The sequence below is a fragment of the Salmonella sp. SAL03688 genome (assembly GCF_046551895.1).
GTDB classification, from domain to species: domain Bacteria; phylum Pseudomonadota; class Gammaproteobacteria; order Enterobacterales; family Enterobacteriaceae; genus Salmonella; species Salmonella enterica.
In genome coordinates this window covers 76,581-92,140 of record NZ_JBGDVI010000020.1, presented here as the reverse complement: position 1 = coordinate 92,140, position 15,560 = coordinate 76,581, and the positions used below count along the sequence as shown (strand labels likewise).

Annotated in this window: 14 protein-coding genes; 3 read left to right on the top strand and 11 right to left on the bottom strand. The window is 52.2% G+C overall.

Annotation, left to right across the window (positions count from 1 at the left end; translation table 11 throughout):
• Positions 1–224: 224 nt before the first annotated feature.
• The 4 genes from hemG to pepQ are packed head-to-tail and all read right to left on the bottom strand — an operon-like array spanning position 225 to position 4,217.
• Positions 225–770 carry a menaquinone-dependent protoporphyrinogen IX dehydrogenase gene (gene hemG, locus ACLJR2_RS18630; protein WP_000853982.1) on the bottom strand — a complete coding sequence of 182 codons (546 nt, stop codon included), beginning with the start codon at positions 768–770 and terminating at the stop codon, positions 225–227.
• An 11-nt stretch (positions 771–781) separates the two neighbouring features.
• On the bottom strand, positions 782–2,233 hold the full coding sequence (gene trkH / locus ACLJR2_RS18625; protein ID WP_000545688.1) for a Trk system potassium transporter TrkH: 1,452 nt from the start codon (positions 2,231–2,233) through the stop codon (positions 782–784).
• A 38-nt stretch (positions 2,234–2,271) separates the two neighbouring features.
• The gene (locus tag ACLJR2_RS18620; protein WP_001534928.1) at positions 2,272–2,886 is read right to left on the bottom strand and encodes an IMPACT family protein; all 615 of its coding nucleotides are present in this window, start codon (positions 2,884–2,886) and stop codon (positions 2,272–2,274) included.
• Positions 2,886–4,217, bottom strand: coding sequence for a Xaa-Pro dipeptidase (gene pepQ, locus ACLJR2_RS18615; RefSeq protein ID WP_000444534.1), 1,332 nt, complete (start codon positions 4,215–4,217; stop codon positions 2,886–2,888). Before pepQ ends, ACLJR2_RS18620 begins: the two co-directional genes overlap by 1 nt.
• Positions 4,218–4,406: 189 nt before the next feature.
• On the opposite strand from pepQ, the gene fadB reads away from it, so the two are divergent.
• On the top strand, positions 4,407–6,596 hold the full coding sequence (gene fadB, locus ACLJR2_RS18610) for a fatty acid oxidation complex subunit alpha FadB (protein WP_000966020.1): 2,190 nt from the start codon (positions 4,407–4,409) through the stop codon (positions 6,594–6,596).
• A 9-nt stretch (positions 6,597–6,605) separates the two neighbouring features.
• The gene (gene fadA / locus ACLJR2_RS18605) at positions 6,606–7,769 is read left to right on the top strand and encodes an acetyl-CoA C-acyltransferase FadA (RefSeq protein ID WP_000438779.1); all 1,164 of its coding nucleotides are present in this window, start codon (positions 6,606–6,608) and stop codon (positions 7,767–7,769) included.
• A 196-nt stretch (positions 7,770–7,965) separates the two neighbouring features.
• Here the strand turns inward: fadA and ACLJR2_RS18600 are convergent, their stop codons facing one another.
• The 3 genes from ACLJR2_RS18600 to ubiD all read right to left on the bottom strand — a co-directional run bounded on the left by ACLJR2_RS18600 (position 7,966) and on the right by ubiD (position 12,308).
• The gene (locus ACLJR2_RS18600) at positions 7,966–9,789 is read right to left on the bottom strand and encodes an aryl-sulfate sulfotransferase (protein ID WP_000669897.1); all 1,824 of its coding nucleotides are present in this window, start codon (positions 9,787–9,789) and stop codon (positions 7,966–7,968) included.
• Between the two features lie 253 nt (positions 9,790–10,042).
• Positions 10,043–10,744 (bottom strand): NAD(P)H-flavin reductase, encoded by a 702-nt coding sequence (fre, locus tag ACLJR2_RS18595; RefSeq protein WP_000209832.1) that lies wholly within the window; start codon positions 10,742–10,744, stop codon positions 10,043–10,045.
• Between the two features lie 85 nt (positions 10,745–10,829).
• Entirely contained in the window at positions 10,830–12,308 is a 1,479-nt protein-coding gene (gene ubiD / locus ACLJR2_RS18590; protein WP_000339764.1) for a 4-hydroxy-3-polyprenylbenzoate decarboxylase, read from the bottom strand.
• Positions 12,309–12,493: 185 nt separating this feature from the next.
• Between ubiD and rfaH the strand changes: the two genes are divergently transcribed.
• Positions 12,494–12,982, top strand: a complete 489-nt coding sequence (gene rfaH, locus ACLJR2_RS18585; RefSeq protein WP_001192410.1) for a transcription/translation regulatory transformer protein RfaH — start codon at positions 12,494–12,496, stop codon at positions 12,980–12,982.
• Between the two features lie 7 nt (positions 12,983–12,989).
• Here rfaH and tatD read toward each other — a convergent pair whose 3' ends face one another.
• Genes tatD through tatA form a run of 4 tightly spaced genes read right to left on the bottom strand, consistent with a single transcriptional unit; the run spans position 12,990 to position 15,402 of the window.
• Positions 12,990–13,772, bottom strand: coding sequence for a 3'-5' ssDNA/RNA exonuclease TatD (gene tatD / locus ACLJR2_RS18580; protein WP_000459645.1), 783 nt, complete (start codon positions 13,770–13,772; stop codon positions 12,990–12,992).
• Positions 13,773–13,813: 41 nt separating this feature from the next.
• Positions 13,814–14,593: a Sec-independent protein translocase subunit TatC gene (gene tatC, locus ACLJR2_RS18575; RefSeq protein ID WP_000257554.1), complete on the bottom strand. Its 780-nt coding sequence runs from the start codon at positions 14,591–14,593 to the stop codon at positions 13,814–13,816.
• Positions 14,594–14,595: 2 nt separating this feature from the next.
• Entirely contained in the window at positions 14,596–15,144 is a 549-nt protein-coding gene (gene tatB, locus ACLJR2_RS18570; RefSeq protein ID WP_000459612.1) for a Sec-independent protein translocase protein TatB, read from the bottom strand.
• A gap of 3 nt (positions 15,145–15,147) precedes the next feature.
• The gene (tatA, locus tag ACLJR2_RS18565) at positions 15,148–15,402 is read right to left on the bottom strand and encodes a Sec-independent protein translocase subunit TatA (RefSeq protein ID WP_000508972.1); all 255 of its coding nucleotides are present in this window, start codon (positions 15,400–15,402) and stop codon (positions 15,148–15,150) included.
• Positions 15,403–15,560 lie beyond the last annotated feature (158 nt).

Below are 15,560 nucleotides of genomic sequence, written 5' to 3'. Positions count from 1 at the left end.
CGCTTTTTCTCAGCGGCGCGGGGTGTGCATATTACGCTTTCCCGCTTCAGAGTCAAGCGTTTATTTTCGCTTTTCTCCGTGAGGTTCTGGTCTGAACCCCGCTGACCCGGCGGCCTGTGTGCCGTTGTTCCGTGTCAGTGGTGGCGCATTATAGGGAGTTATTTCTGCCTGACAAGAGGAAATTTAAAATAATTTTCTGAGTGCGCACTTTTTATTCTTTGCGTTTATTTTGCCGACGATTTGTTGGTTAAATGGGCTATTTCACGGGCAAAGTGCGCAACCTGTTCCCAGTCGGTGTACACCACCTCTTTACTGGTATCCGTTTCGCCGCCCGACATCTTCATAATAAGCTTGATCATCAGACGGTCATACCAGCGATAGCGTGGATAGCGAAGCGCGCCTGCAATGACGGCACAGTAGTCAGGTCGCCACGGAGAGCTCATTAAAAACTTACGCGCGTAGCTGTTAGTCTGCGGCGTCCGTTTTTCAGCTTTACGCGCCACCAGGTTAACGGAATAAAAGGCGCTCGGCATTCCGTTCAACCGCGTGGCATATTTCTTAACAAACTCCTGAAAGGCGCTGTGGTAATGGCCATAACGAATAGACGCGCCAATCACTACGCGATCATAGCTATCCCAGTCAGGCTCTTCTGCGCGATGCAGATTAACGACATCGGCCCAGATCCCCATCTCTTTGAGTTCAGAAGCCAGATAAGAGGCAATTTCGCGCGTTTGTCCGTCCCGGGTAGAGAAAAGAATCAATGTTTTCACGTGTTACTCCATTATTCACGCCAGAAAGTCGGGGTAAAAAGTACCAGCAAAGTGAATACTTCCAGACGACCAAATAGCATGTTGGCGATGAGTATCCATTTCGCAACCGGATTCATACTGGCGAAGTTATCAGCAACCACCCCCAGCCCCGGTCCCAGGTTATTAAGCGTAGCCACTACCGAGGCGAAAGCCGAGAAATCATCTACGCCTGTAGCGATAATGGCCAGCATACTGACGATAAATACCAGCGCGTAGGCAGAAAAGAATCCCCAGACGGCTTCCAGAATACGTTCTGGCAACGCCCGGTTCCCCAGCTTAATACTGTAAACGGCATTCGGATGCACCAGACGTTTGAGTTCGCGGTTCCCCTGTTTAAACAACAACAGAATACGGATGACCTTTAACCCCCCGCCCGTTGACCCGGCGCAACCGCCAATAAACGCGGAACATAGCAGCAAGACGGGCAAAAACAGCGGCCAGCGCGCAATACTGTCCGTGGTAAACCCTGCCGTTGTCGCCATCGACACAACCTGGAAGAATGCCTGATTTAGCGTTGTCAGCGCCGAGTCGTAGATATTATGGAACCACAGTACCAGCGTGCAGATTACCACCAGCGTCAACTGTACGCCGATGAACATGCGGAATTCCGGATCGCGCCAGTATACTTTCAGGCTACGCCCGCTTAATAAAGAGAAATGCAGGCCATAGTTACAACCGGAGATCAGCAGGAAAATAGCGATGATGGTATTAATAGTGGGACTATCAAAATAGCCTACGCTGGCGTCATGCGTTGAGAAGCCGCCGATAGCGATAGTGGAGAAGCTGTGTCCGATAGCGTCAAACGCGGGCATCCCTGCAAACCATAGCGCCAGCGCGCAGGCTACCGTTAGCAAGACATAGATAAGCCACAGCGTTTTCGCCGTCTCGGCAATACGCGGGCGCATTTTGTTATCTTTGAGCGGCCCCGGCATTTCCGCCCGATAGAGCTGCATCCCCCCGACGCCGAGGATAGGGAGAATCGCCACCGCCAGCACAATGATCCCCATACCCCCAAACCATTGCAGCATCTGACGATAAAAGAGAATGGCGTGCGGTAATGAATCCAGCCCCACCAGCGTAGTGGCGCCCGTGGTGGTTAACCCGGAGAACGATTCAAAAAAAGCATCGGTAATGGTGAGGTTTGGGCTTTCCGAGAAAATAAACGGTAGCGCACCCACGCTGCCCAGCACGGTCCAGAACAGCACCACGATAAGAAATCCTTCGCGGGATTTCAGCTCGCCCTTTTCCCTACGGTTTGGCCACCACAGTATGGAACCGATCGCCAGCGCGACAAAAAAGGTCTGCGTGAACGCTCTTCCTGCGCCATCACGATATATTAGCGCTACCAGTCCCGGGAGAATCATTGTCCCCGAAAATAAGATAACCAGTAGTCCAACGATTCGGGTAATGGCGCGAAAATGCATCTCTGCCGCTTCCTTTATTCTTAAAAATGAGGTGGGGATTATTCTTCAATCGCTAACAATTGCAATGAACCACGGCTAAAATCCGCCAGTTTTGTGGAAAATGCATTCACATGAGCAAAAGGAAGCGCCACCCTGAGCCGAACAGACGCCTGATAATCGCTGGAAACGATCTTCCCGGCAAACTGTCCTAATAATGCTTCGATTCCGGCCAACTGACCGTACCCACACTGCAAAGTATATTCGGTTAATGGCGTCTTGCGTTGTGTGGCAAGCTGACGTAATGCCTGATTCACACCGCCGCCATAGGCTTTTACCAGCCCGCCCGTACCCAGCAGAATACCACCATAGTAGCGCACGACGACGGCAGTAATTTCTCCGACGCCGCTGCCCATCAATTGCGCAAGCATCGGCTTGCCTGCCGTTCCCGCCGGCTCGCCGTCGTCTGAAAAGCCCAGTTGCTGTGAGTCGTCCGGCGCCCCCGCCACCCACGCCACACAATGGTGGCGCGCATCAGGGTGCTCAGCTCTGACTGACTCAACAAACGCTTTCGCCGCGTCTACGCCATCGGTATGCGCCAATAGCGTAATAAAGCGGCTTTTTTTGATCTCTTCAACAACGGTGACCGGCGCTGCAGGGATTAACCAACTGTCCATTACGCCAGTTTTAAATCCCGCGTCATGTTTTCCACGCCGTTTTCGTGGATGACCACGTTATCTTCAATGCGAATACCGCCGAAAGGCTTGAGCGCTTCAATTTTCTGCCAGTTGAAGTGCTTGCTGAACGGCCCTTCGCGCCACGGCGCTAACAGCGATTCGATGAAGTAAATCCCCGGTTCGATGGTCAACACCATTCGCGGCTGTAACACACGCGTGCAGCGCAGATACGGGTATTTGGACGGCGCGGCGAGATGCGTACCGGAATCATCCTGCATAAACCCGGCCACATCGTGTACCTGCAGACCCAACGGATGACCAATACCGTGCGGCATAAACGGCCCGGTGAGATCATTTTCCACCATCGCCTCTTCACTCATGTCGGTAATGATTTGATGTTTACGCAGCAGCTTCGCGATGCGCTGATGGAACTGAATATGATAATCCACATAGCTGACGCCCGCCTTCATGGTAGCGATCAGCGCCAACTGTTCATCGTTAACATCTTTCACCAGATGGGCGTAGTCGTTATCGCTTTTCGCCGACCAGGTCCGCGTCAGATCCGCCGCGTAGCCGTTGTATTCCGCGCCCGCATCCAGCAGGAAACTGCGCATTTCAGATGGTGCCTGATGATCCAGTTTCGTGTAATGCAGCACGGCGGCATGTTCGTTCAGCGCCACAATGTTGCTGTATGGAACATCGGTATCGCGATGTCCCGTAGCGGTCAGGTACGCCAGGTTGATGTCAAACTCGCTCATGCCGGAACGGAAGGCCTCTTCCGCCGCCCGATGACCGCTCACCGCCATTTTCTGCGCTTCGCGCATACAGGCCAGTTCATAATCCGTTTTATAGGCGCGGTAGTAATGCAGATAGTCGATAACACCTTTCGGGTTGATGTTGCTGGCGGCGATATCCAATTGTAGCGCGCGCTCAGGAACCGGGCCGATATAGCCGATATTGCCACGCGCGGCAGGCAGCTGGCTGCCGATGCCATCCGCTTTCGGCAAGGCGACGACCTCGACTTCTTCCGTCCAGAAGGACGTTGGCAGCGGTTCAACGTTATGCCAGTAATCGACCGGCAGATAAAACCACAATTTGGGTTTGTTGACGCCATCGACCAGCAGCCAGCAATTTGGAACCTGAGTTACCGGCACCCACGCTTTAAACTGCGGATTGACCTTAAACGGATAAGGGTGATCGTCGAGAAAGACGTTGAATTGCTCGCCGGAGTGAATAAGTAACGCATCCAGCTTAAAGCGCGCCAGAACATCGCGCGTCCGTTCTTGTAAGGTAACAATATGATTTTTATAGAGCGCGGCCAGTGATTCCATTTTTTACCCTTCTGTTTTTTTGACCTCAAGTTCCCGCATCTTAGCACATCGCCCCACGAGAGCGTGATCTCTGCCGAGCGTGATCACATCGGCATTTCTTTAATCATTTATTTGCATTTTATTAACACAAAATACACACTTCGCTTCATCTGGTACGACCAGATCACCTTGTGGATTCAGGAGACTGACATGCTTTATAAAGGCGACACCCTGTACCTCGACTGGCTGGAAGATGGCATCGCCGAACTGGTGTTCGATGCTCCAGGCTCGGTCAACAAACTCGACACCACAACCGTCGCCAGCCTCGGCCAGGCGCTTGAGGTGCTGGAAAAGCAACACGATTTAAAAGGGCTGCTGCTGCGCTCGAATAAAGCGGCCTTTATTGTCGGCGCGGACATCACCGAATTTCTTTCACTGTTCCTCGTCCCCGAAGAGCAGTTAAGCCAATGGCTGCATTTCGCTAATAGCGTCTTTAACCGTCTGGAAGATTTACCCGTACCGACCCTTGCCGCCGTAAACGGCTATGCGCTGGGCGGCGGGTGCGAATGCGTGCTGGCCACCGATTACCGTCTGGCGACGCCAGACCTCCGTATCGGTCTGCCGGAAACTAAACTGGGCATCATGCCGGGTTTCGGCGGCTCCGTTCGTCTGCCGCGTATGCTGGGCGCAGACAGCGCTCTGGAGATTATCGCGGCAGGTAAAGATGTCGGTGCTGAGCACGCGCTGAAAATCGGCCTTGTGGACGGCGTGGTCAAACAAGAGAAGCTAATTGAAGGCGCGATAGCGGTGTTACGCCAGGCCATTACCGGCGATCTCGACTGGAGAGCTAAACGCCAGCCGAAACTGGAACCGTTGAAACTCAGCAAAATTGAAGCGGCGATGAGCTTTACCATCGCTAAAGGCATGGTCGCACAAACGGCGGGTAAACATTATCCGGCGCCGATGACCGCAGTGAAAACCATTGAAGCCGCCGCGCGTTTTGGTCGTGAAGAAGCGCTGAATCTGGAAAATAAAAGCTTTGTTCCGCTGGCGCATACCAATGAGGCTCGTGCGCTGGTCGGTATCTTCCTCAACGATCAATATGTAAAAGGTAAAGCCAAAAAGCTGACCAAAGATATTGAGACGCCGAAACAGGCAGCCGTACTGGGCGCGGGCATTATGGGCGGCGGTATCGCTTACCAGTCGGCCTGGAAAGGCGTACCGGTCATCATGAAAGATATCAACGATAAATCGTTGAACCTCGGCATGACCGAAGCGGCCAAGCTGCTGAACAAACAGCTGGAGCGCGGCAAGATCGACGGTCTGAAGCTGGCGGGCGTCATTTCGACCATCCACCCGACTCTCGATTATGCCGGTTTCGATCGCGTAGATGTTGTTGTCGAAGCGGTAGTCGAAAATCCGAAAGTCAAAAAAGCGGTACTGGCGGAAACCGAGCAGAAAGTGCGCCCGGAAACCGTGCTGGCCTCAAATACCTCCACCATCCCAATTGGCGAACTGGCAAGCGCCCTGGAACGTCCGGAAAACTTTTGCGGAATGCACTTCTTCAACCCGGTACACCGGATGCCGCTGGTTGAAATCATTCGCGGCGAGAAGAGTTCAGACGAAACCATTGCCAAAGTCGTCGCCTGGGCCAGCAAAATGGGCAAGACACCGATTGTAGTCAACGACTGCCCCGGCTTCTTTGTTAACCGCGTGCTGTTCCCCTATTTCGCCGGTTTCAGTCAACTGCTGCGCGACGGCGCGGATTTCCGCAAAGTCGATAAAGTGATGGAAAAACAGTTCGGCTGGCCGATGGGCCCGGCCTATTTGCTGGATGTTGTCGGCATTGATACCGCGCATCACGCGCAGGCGGTAATGGCGGCAGGCTTCCCGCAACGGATGCAGAAAGAGTATCGCGACGCGATCGACGCGCTGTTTGACGCCAGCCGTTTTGGGCAAAAAAACGGTCTGGGCTTCTGGCGCTATAAAGAAGACAGCAAGGGTAAGCCGAAGAAAGAAGAAGATGCCGCGGTGGATGACCTGCTGGCAAGCGTCAGTCAGCCGAAACGCGACTTCAGCGACGACGAGATAATCGCCCGTATGATGATCCCGATGATTAACGAAGTGGTTCGCTGTCTGGAAGAAGGCATTATCGCAAGCCCGGCGGAAGCCGATATGGCGCTGGTCTACGGCCTGGGCTTCCCTCCGTTCCACGGCGGCGCATTCCGCTGGCTGGATACACAGGGCAGCGCGAAATATCTTGATATGGCGCAGCAGTATCAACACCTCGGCCCGCTGTATGAAGTGCCGGAAGGGCTGCGTGATAAAGCGCGCCATAACGAACCGTATTATCCCCCGGTTGAACCAGCCCGTCCGGTTGGTTCTCTGAAAACGGCTTAAGGAGTCACAATGGAACAGGTTGTCATTGTCGATGCTATTCGCACCCCGATGGGCCGTTCGAAGGGCGGCGCGTTTCGCAACGTGCGGGCAGAAGATCTCTCCGCCCACTTAATGCGTAGCCTGCTGGCGCGTAATCCGTCGCTTACAGCGGCGACCCTCGATGATATTTACTGGGGCTGCGTACAACAAACGCTGGAGCAAGGCTTCAACATTGCCCGTAACGCCGCGCTGCTGGCAGAAATTCCCCATTCGGTACCGGCGGTCACCGTCAACCGTCTGTGTGGTTCCTCGATGCAGGCGTTACACGATGCAGCGCGAATGATCATGACCGGCGATGCGCAGGTTTGTCTGGTTGGCGGCGTGGAGCATATGGGGCACGTGCCGATGAGCCACGGCGTGGATTTTCACCCGGGTCTGAGTCGCAACGTCGCCAAAGCGGCAGGGATGATGGGGCTAACGGCGGAAATGCTCTCCCGCCTGCACGGCATTAGCAGGGAAATGCAGGACCAGTTCGCCGCGCGTTCTCACGCTCGCGCCTGGGCCGCCACCCAGTCTGGCGCATTCAAAACGGAGATTATCCCGACTGGCGGTCATGATGCAGACGGCGTGTTGAAGCAGTTTAACTACGATGAAGTGATCCGCCCGGAAACCACGGTCGAAGCGCTATCAACGCTGCGTCCGGCATTTGATCCGGTTAGTGGCACGGTCACGGCGGGCACCTCATCCGCGCTTTCCGATGGCGCAGCCGCCATGCTGGTAATGAGCGAAAGTCGTGCCCGTGAGCTGGGTCTGAAACCTCGCGCCCGTATTCGCTCAATGGCAGTGGTGGGTTGTGATCCGTCAATTATGGGTTACGGGCCGGTTCCGGCGTCAAAACTGGCGTTGAAAAAAGCGGGACTGTCGGCCAGCGATATCGATGTGTTTGAGATGAACGAAGCGTTTGCCGCACAGATCCTGCCATGCATTAAGGATCTGGGATTGATGGAGCAGATAGACGAGAAGATCAACCTCAACGGCGGTGCGATCGCGCTTGGTCATCCGCTCGGCTGCTCCGGAGCACGTATCAGCACCACGCTTATCAACATGATGGAGCGCAAAGACGCGCAGTTTGGTCTGGCGACGATGTGTATTGGTCTGGGTCAGGGCATCGCCACGGTGTTTGAGCGGGTTTAATCAAAGATAATATCCCCTAAATAACTCGCATTGCAGCGCAGCGGCAACTGAGCGAATCCCCGGGCACATAGATAACTATGTGCCCGGGGTGAGCAAAGGCAGCCAACAAAGAGGCTGCGCGAATTATGACGGGAAACAGTTTAGTTGCCGTTTTTCCCGCCCGTCAGGGGCGGGTTTTTTCACCGTATGGCCCGTTCTACTCAGTAAGCGCTTTGGTCAGGCTAAATGGCATAGCTTGATATCCACGCGCACCATGTATTTGCATTTCGACCGCAGGTTCTTTTTCTCCCCATCTGAACTCTTCCAGATACGGATTAGGCAAGCTGGTAAATGCGCCTACCGACAAATCAAACGCACCACCTGCTGTTGCGGAATACACGAACACAGAATTCTTGTCAGTCTGGTACTCGGTGATAGAGGTTACCGGGCTAAACCACTCGTTCCCGCGCTCTTTACCGTATTGCCAGATCTGTTGGACTGTCTTGTTTTTCTGGTCGATTTTGTAAATCACGGAGCGGCTGTATTTCATACTCTGCATAGCAGGCTGTTCTAAGCCGCGGCCATCGCCATTGTCGAAAGCGGAAAGGTATAAGATATCGCCTTTACTCTTACTATCAATTTTAAAGGCCGTATGTTGCGTCCATGTCCAGTCGAAGTCACCCTCGCAGCCACTGTCCTGGCAGGCGATTTTTTGGCCTTTGCTATCCACTGGCGTCAGAATTGCGGCATTAAATGGCGCTTTCCAGCCAGCAGGCGTACCCAGTATCCACTTCACTTTCTTATCGCGGCCGATTTTGATAATCGCACTCTGGTGGCGGGAGCTGATGATGATGGAATCATCTTCACTGTCATAGTCGACGCTGTTGACATGCGCCCAGTTGCGGCCAGCCCCACTACCCACGATATCCCCGAATTTGTCGGAGGAGTCCAGCGCCGCCAGATCTTCTTCGCTCAACGTATGGCCGGACTGGCTGGCATCGATATTCAGGCACACAGCGCCCTGATCGAGGGTTTTCATTATCACATCACGATAAGGATCGAGGATATCAAACAGACGCCATTCATCCACTACCACGCCGTTCTGATCAACTTCGGCAATCACATCACGCACGGTACGAACATTTTTCCCATCAGGGCGTTTATAGTTAGAGCTGGCTACACGCAGGAAGTAGTGACCGTTGGCCGCGTTATCCATTGAGTGTGAAAAATCGTTATAATTATCCGGCAGGCGGCGGTTGAAGATTTCACGCCCCATGATATCGTATTTCACATAACGCTGACCGTAGCCCCACGATAGTGCGCCATCCTGGTTTTGTTTAAAGCCCATCATAACGCCAGCACGATAAATTGACTTTAAATCATAAATTGAACTTGGATTCATAAACCAACGAATATCACCGGAGGTGTCGATAATAGCGTTAGCTGTAGTGAAGTTCCATTCTAATGCACCCCCAGTAGGGTTGTTCCAGACAGTACGCGTTCCATTCCCAGACTTATCTTTCGTATTATTCAAAAGATACAAGCGATCTTTAAATTCTGGGGAAACCTTTTTAACATCGATAGTAAAGAGTGCTGATTGTTCTTCTTTTGTACCCGCTGATTCAATATAGGTAGGCGGTGCATACATTTTATAGCTTTCTTTTATATTTTCGGTTTTACTACCCTGGATTCTTGTATATTCAACTTCAACGGTATTGACATAATCTGGGTAAAGACCAAAGACGGGAATACCGCCATACGTTAAAAGGTATTTATTATTAACTTTATACGCGATCTCCTGGCCATTTTCTTTGGGGACAATCCGTACATGCACGTCACGTAACTGGTAACCGCCATTACGAATAACGGCGGTTAGCGGCGCGATATCATAGGGGTTCATAACAACTTCGCCAATTTTTCCCTGGACCTGATAGTCCACTTTAGCGCCGCTGGCGCCGCCGATGGCGAAAGCAGTAGAAGGTACTGATGACAAAATTGCAACAGATAATGCGAGAGAAGTTAAAGCATATTTAAATTTCATAACACTCTCCATCTTATAAATAAATAACTAACTTTCCATTTTATGTTTCTTTTATAAAAATAAATGAAGCATATATAATTAACTATTTTTATTGATAGCCTCAGGACATAATATTACTTAATTTATTACACGCAATACAAAGCCTGTAGATATTCAATATCATAAGGTTTTATAGTTGACGATTAATTAATATTTAAGAGGACTTTTAGGTAGGCTAACGTAAAAAGGGACGCTACTGCGTCCCATAAAATAGTTAAATAAATGCGAACGCATCGCCAAACAGACGATCTTCCCGCGCGTTACGCTCATGACAGAACAGATCGCGGGCGATTTTCGCCATCTCAAAACGTCCGGCAATATAAATATCGTGCCCCGCCAGCGTACCATAATCCTGCAATACCGCCGTAAGTACCGTTCCTGTACGTCCACGCCAGCCTTCTTCCGGCTGCTCGACAACAGGTTCAATACGCAAATTCGGATGGTTAACAGAGAGTGCTTCCAGCTCAGAGAGATCATAGAGGTGCTTTTCTTCGCGACCACCCCAGTAAATGGTAACATCGCGGTTCGGGTTGCGCGCTAACGCCGTCAACAGGATGGAGCGCACATAAGAAAAGCCCGTACCGCCCGCGATCAGAATCAACGGACGCTCTTCATCGTCACGTAGCCAGGCGTCGCCATGCGGAATATCGACGACGATTTCCCGGTCTTTCAGAATTCGATCCATGACCGCCATCGCATACAGATTGAGCTCGGAAGCGCCAATGTGTAATTCAATAAACCCTTTCTCGTCCGGCGTTGAGGCCATCGAAAACGGGCGTTTGTCACGCTCGTCCATTACGACCATCAAATACTGACCAGCGCGGAATGAAAACGCCGCGTCCGGCACTAAACGAACCCGATATACGGTATCGGTGATAGCTTCTACCGAGGTCACTTTACAGCTTAAGGTTGTCATGCGCTCCCTCTGTCGGGTGTCGGGTCAATACCGACATTTTTCAAGCCGAGTCGCCACAGCCTGAAATGTCGATGTCCGCTTTCAGTTATTTAAAGATAGCCAGCTCATCCCAAATCGCATCAATACGCGCGGTAACTTCAGGATCTTTAACAATAGGACGACCCCACTCGCGTTGGGTTTCGCCCGGCCATTTGTTTGTGGCATCCAGCCCCATTTTTGAACCCAGCCCGGAGACCGGCGAGGCAAAATCCAGGTAGTCAATCGGCGTATTTTCAACCAGCACCGTATCCCGCGCAGGGTCCATACGGGTGGTAATCGCCCAGATCACATCATTCCAGTCGCGTGCGTTAACGTCATCATCGCAAACGATAACAAATTTCGTATACATAAACTGGCGCAAAAACGACCAGACGCCCATCATGACGCGTTTCGCATGACCAGCGTACTGCTTTTTCATCGTCACTACCGCCAGGCGGTAAGAACACCCTTCCGGCGGCAGATAAAAGTCGACGATTTCCGGAAACTGTTTTTGCAGAATAGGCACGAAGACTTCATTGAGCGCCACCCCTAATACCGCAGGCTCATCGGGCGGACGCCCGGTATAGGTGGAGTGATAGATGGCATCCTCACGCTGCGTAATATGCGTGACGGTAAAGACCGGAAAGCTATCCACTTCATTATAATAGCCCGTATGATCGCCATACGGTCCTTCCGGCGCCATCTCTCCCGGCTCAATGTAACCTTCAAGGATAATCTCGGCGCTGGCAGGCACTTCCAGATCGTTAGAAAGGCATTTAACCACTTCCGTTTTCGTGCCGCGCAGCAGGCCCGCAAAGGCATACTCCGACAGAGTATCGGGAACAGGAGTCACGGCGCCAAGAATCGTCGCCGGATCGGCGCCCAATGCGACGGAGACCGGGAAACGTTCACCCGGACGCGCGGCTAACCACTCCTGAAAATCCAGCGCGCCGCCGCGGTGAGACAGCCAGCGCATAATCAGCTTATTTTTACCTATCAACTGCTGACGATAAATGCCCAGGTTTTGCCGCTCTTTGTGCGGACCACGCGTTACCGTCAGTCCCCAGGTAATCAGCGGCGCGGCGTCGTCCGGCCAACAGGTCATGACTGGAAGACGCGTTAAATCGACATCATCGCCAGACGCGATTTTCTGCTGGCAAGGCGCGCCGCGTAACCGTTTCGTCGGCATATTCAGCACTTGCTTAAACTGCGGCAGCTTGTCAAACAGATCGCGAAAGCCTTTCGGCGGCTCAGGTTCTTTCAGAAACGCTAATAATTTACCCACTTCCCGTAATGCGGAAACATCATCCTGCCCCATGCCCATCGCCACGCGTTTTGGCGTGCCAAAAAGGTTGCACAGCACCGGCATGGCGTAACCTTTAGGATTTTCAAACAGCAACGCCGGTCCACCGGCACGCAGCGTGCGGTCAGCGATTTCCGTGATTTCCAGATGAGGATCCACAGGTAGCGTGATGCGTTTTAGTTCCCCCTGCTGCTCAAGTAGCGTCAGGAAGTCGCGTAAATCGTGATATTTCATGGCGTCCATTGTAGCCTCTTGGTAAGCGCATCATTATACGGCGTTCATCATCGGGATGCTGTATTTTTGTTAAATTAGCGTGAACTCTGGCAACCAACGCTAATCCAGATACGGCTTAAAGGATGAAGTGTATAATTAACTTCGCGCATGGCTTTTGCTATGCTTGCGCCCCGAACAAGCGGATAAGAGTCATTATGCAATCCTGGTATTTACTGTACTGCAAACGCGGGCAACTTCAGCGTGCTCAGGAACACCTCGAAAGACAAGCGGTAAGTTGCCTGACACCGATGATCACCCTGGAAAAAATGGTACGCGGAAAACGTACCTCCGTCAGCGAACCGCTCTTTCCTAATTATCTGTTCGTTGAATTTGATCCGGAAGTGATACATACCACTACAATCAACGCCACGCGCGGCGTCAGCCATTTTGTGCGCTTTGGCGCGCATCCTGCGATCGTGCCTTCCAGCGTTATTCATCAGCTTTCTATCTACAAGCCCGAAGGCGTTGTCGATCCTGAAACCCCCTATCCCGGCGATAGCGTCATCATCACGGAAGGCGCATTTGAAGGGCTGAAAGCGATTTTTACCGAACCGGATGGCGAAACGCGTTCGATGTTACTGCTTAATTTACTCAATAAAGAAGTGAAGCAGAGCGTAAAAAACACCGGTTTTCGCAAGATTTAGCGATCGTTCAGAATACGACCTCAAATAAGGTTCTGGCGTTGGCATCTGTCATCGCCGCTAACCATTGCGGATCTTCACCACGCCATAGCGCAATGCGCTCCAGGATGTGAGGCAGATACGCGGGCTCGTTGCGTCGTGACGTTGGTTTCGGCGTAAGATCGCGAGGCAACAGATACGGCGCGTCGGTTTCTATCAGTAGCTTTTCCGCTGGAATAAACGGTAAGAGTTCACGTAGCTCAAGCCCGCGTCGTTCGTCGCAAACCCACCCGGTAATACCGATATAGAGCCCTCTATCCACACAGGCCTGCATTTGCTGGCGTGAACCGGTAAAGCAGTGCAGTATTGCACCAGGAAGACTATCCAGCCAGGGCTCAAGCAATGCCAGAAATCGCTCATGCGCGTCCCGGCAGTGCATAAAGATTGGCATCTGTAATTCGGCGGCAATTTGTAGCTGCGCCTGAAAGGCACGCTCCTGCTCCTGCGGCGTGGAAAAATTGCGATTGAAATCCAGCCCGCACTCACCGATAGCGACGACTTCCGGCTGGTTCGCCAGCGCAATAATGGCGTCTTCAGACGCGGATGACCACTGACTGCTGTCATGGGGATGGACGCCAGCCGTCGACCAACAATGGGGGTAGCGCCGCGCCAGTTTTAACGCCTGCTGACTTTCATGGATGTTCGTTCCGGTCAGTAGCATACCTTTTACTCCCGCCGCAAACGCACGGGCGACCACATCATCACGATCTTTTGCAAACTGGCTACTGGTTAAATTAACGCCAATATCAAACATGCTTGCCCCCATATGACAACCGCCCTGGCGGGCGGTTGTGTTTAGTCTTCAGTGTGCTCGGCCTTTTCGGTTTCGGCCTCGTTATCTTCGTCGCGCGTCCGTCGCTTACCGACATAAAAGCGTGAGCAGAAAACGCCAATTTCAAACAGGCAGTACATCGGTATCGCCAACAACGTTTGCGAGAAAACATCTGGCGGCGTAAGCAGCATTCCCACAATGAATGCCCCGACCAGGATATAAGGCCGTTTTTTACGCAAATCTTCTGGCGTGGTGATGCCCATCCAGCACAGCAACACAATCGCCACCGGCACTTCAAAGGCTACGCCAAAGGCCATAAAAAGCGCCATGACAAAGCTAAGATAGCTGGCGATATCTGTCGAAACCTGTACCCCTTCCGGCGCCGTATGCGTCAGAAAACCAAAGGCCAAAGGGAATACGACAAAATAGGCGAAGGCCATACCAATGTAGAAAAGCAGCGAGCTGGATACCAGCAGCGGTACGACCAGACGACGCTCATGCTTATACAGCGCCGGGGCGATAAAGGCCCAAACCTGGTACAAAATGACAGGCGCGGATAAGATCAAAGACACCATGAAGGTGAGTTTGATAGGCGTAAAAAACGGCGACGCCACATCCGTCGCAATCATTGTCGCCCCTTGCGGCATCTGTTTAATCAGCGGTGCGGCGACTAAATGATAAATATCATTGGCGAAATAAATTAACGCCAAAAAAATCAGAAGTACTGCGACGATGCAGTTTAGCAGGCGCTTACGCAACTCGATCAGATGCGTGATAAGCGGTTGAGTATCTTCTACAGCCATGTTTACGGTTTATCACTCGACGAGGGGGAAGATTCGACAACAGGCGCAGCGGATTTCTTCTCGGCGTCTATCGTGGCTACGGAAGCGGTTTCCGTCGACTCAGGCACGTTAGCTTTAACGGGCTCCGGCTTTTGTTCCGGCGCGCTCGCCTGTGTTTCAGCGGCGGCAGGGGTGACGCCCTCATGCTGCGTTTCGTTCCCTTTTACCACCGGATTATGGATGGTATGCGCTTCATCGCTCGCTTGTTCGGGATCGTTAGCGCTGTAGGTGCGTTTCATCGACTCCGCCGCCTGGCGCAGTTCATCCATAGATGCTTTCAGCTCGGGAGTCAGATTTTCCAGGCTCGCCTTTTCGACTTTTTTCAGACTGTCCTGGAACTCCTGAAGTTTCAGTTCCTGAGTCAGTTCATTCTGAACCGTTGTCGCAAGGGACCGCAACGCGCGAATCCAGCCCGCTACCGTTTTTACCGCTACTGGCAATCGTTGCGGCCCCAACACAATGAGGCCGATAACGAACACTAACAGCAGTTCGCTAAAACCGATATCAAACACGGATTATACCTGCTCTTTATCTTGGCTTTTAGCGTCTTCCTTTTTCGCTTCGCCTTGCTTATCCGCGATAGATTTAGCGGTAAAATCAGCGTCCTGACTGGTTTTATCCTGTTTGGCATCATCATCGCTCATGGCCTTTTTAAAGCCTTTGATAGACGCGCCAAGATCGGAACCGATGGAACCGAGTTTTTTGGTGCCGAACAGCAGTACGACGATAACGGCAACAATCAACAACTGCCAAATACTGATACCACCCATACATGTTCCTCTGTGATAGATGATGAATTAATAGGGCCGCATTATACACATTATCCTTCGCGCTGCCTCTTTGTTAGCCGCTTTCGCCCGCCCTATTCACATACTTTTACATACGACCGGGACGACATTGACTTGCGGCCTGAGTACTGCCTCGAGTG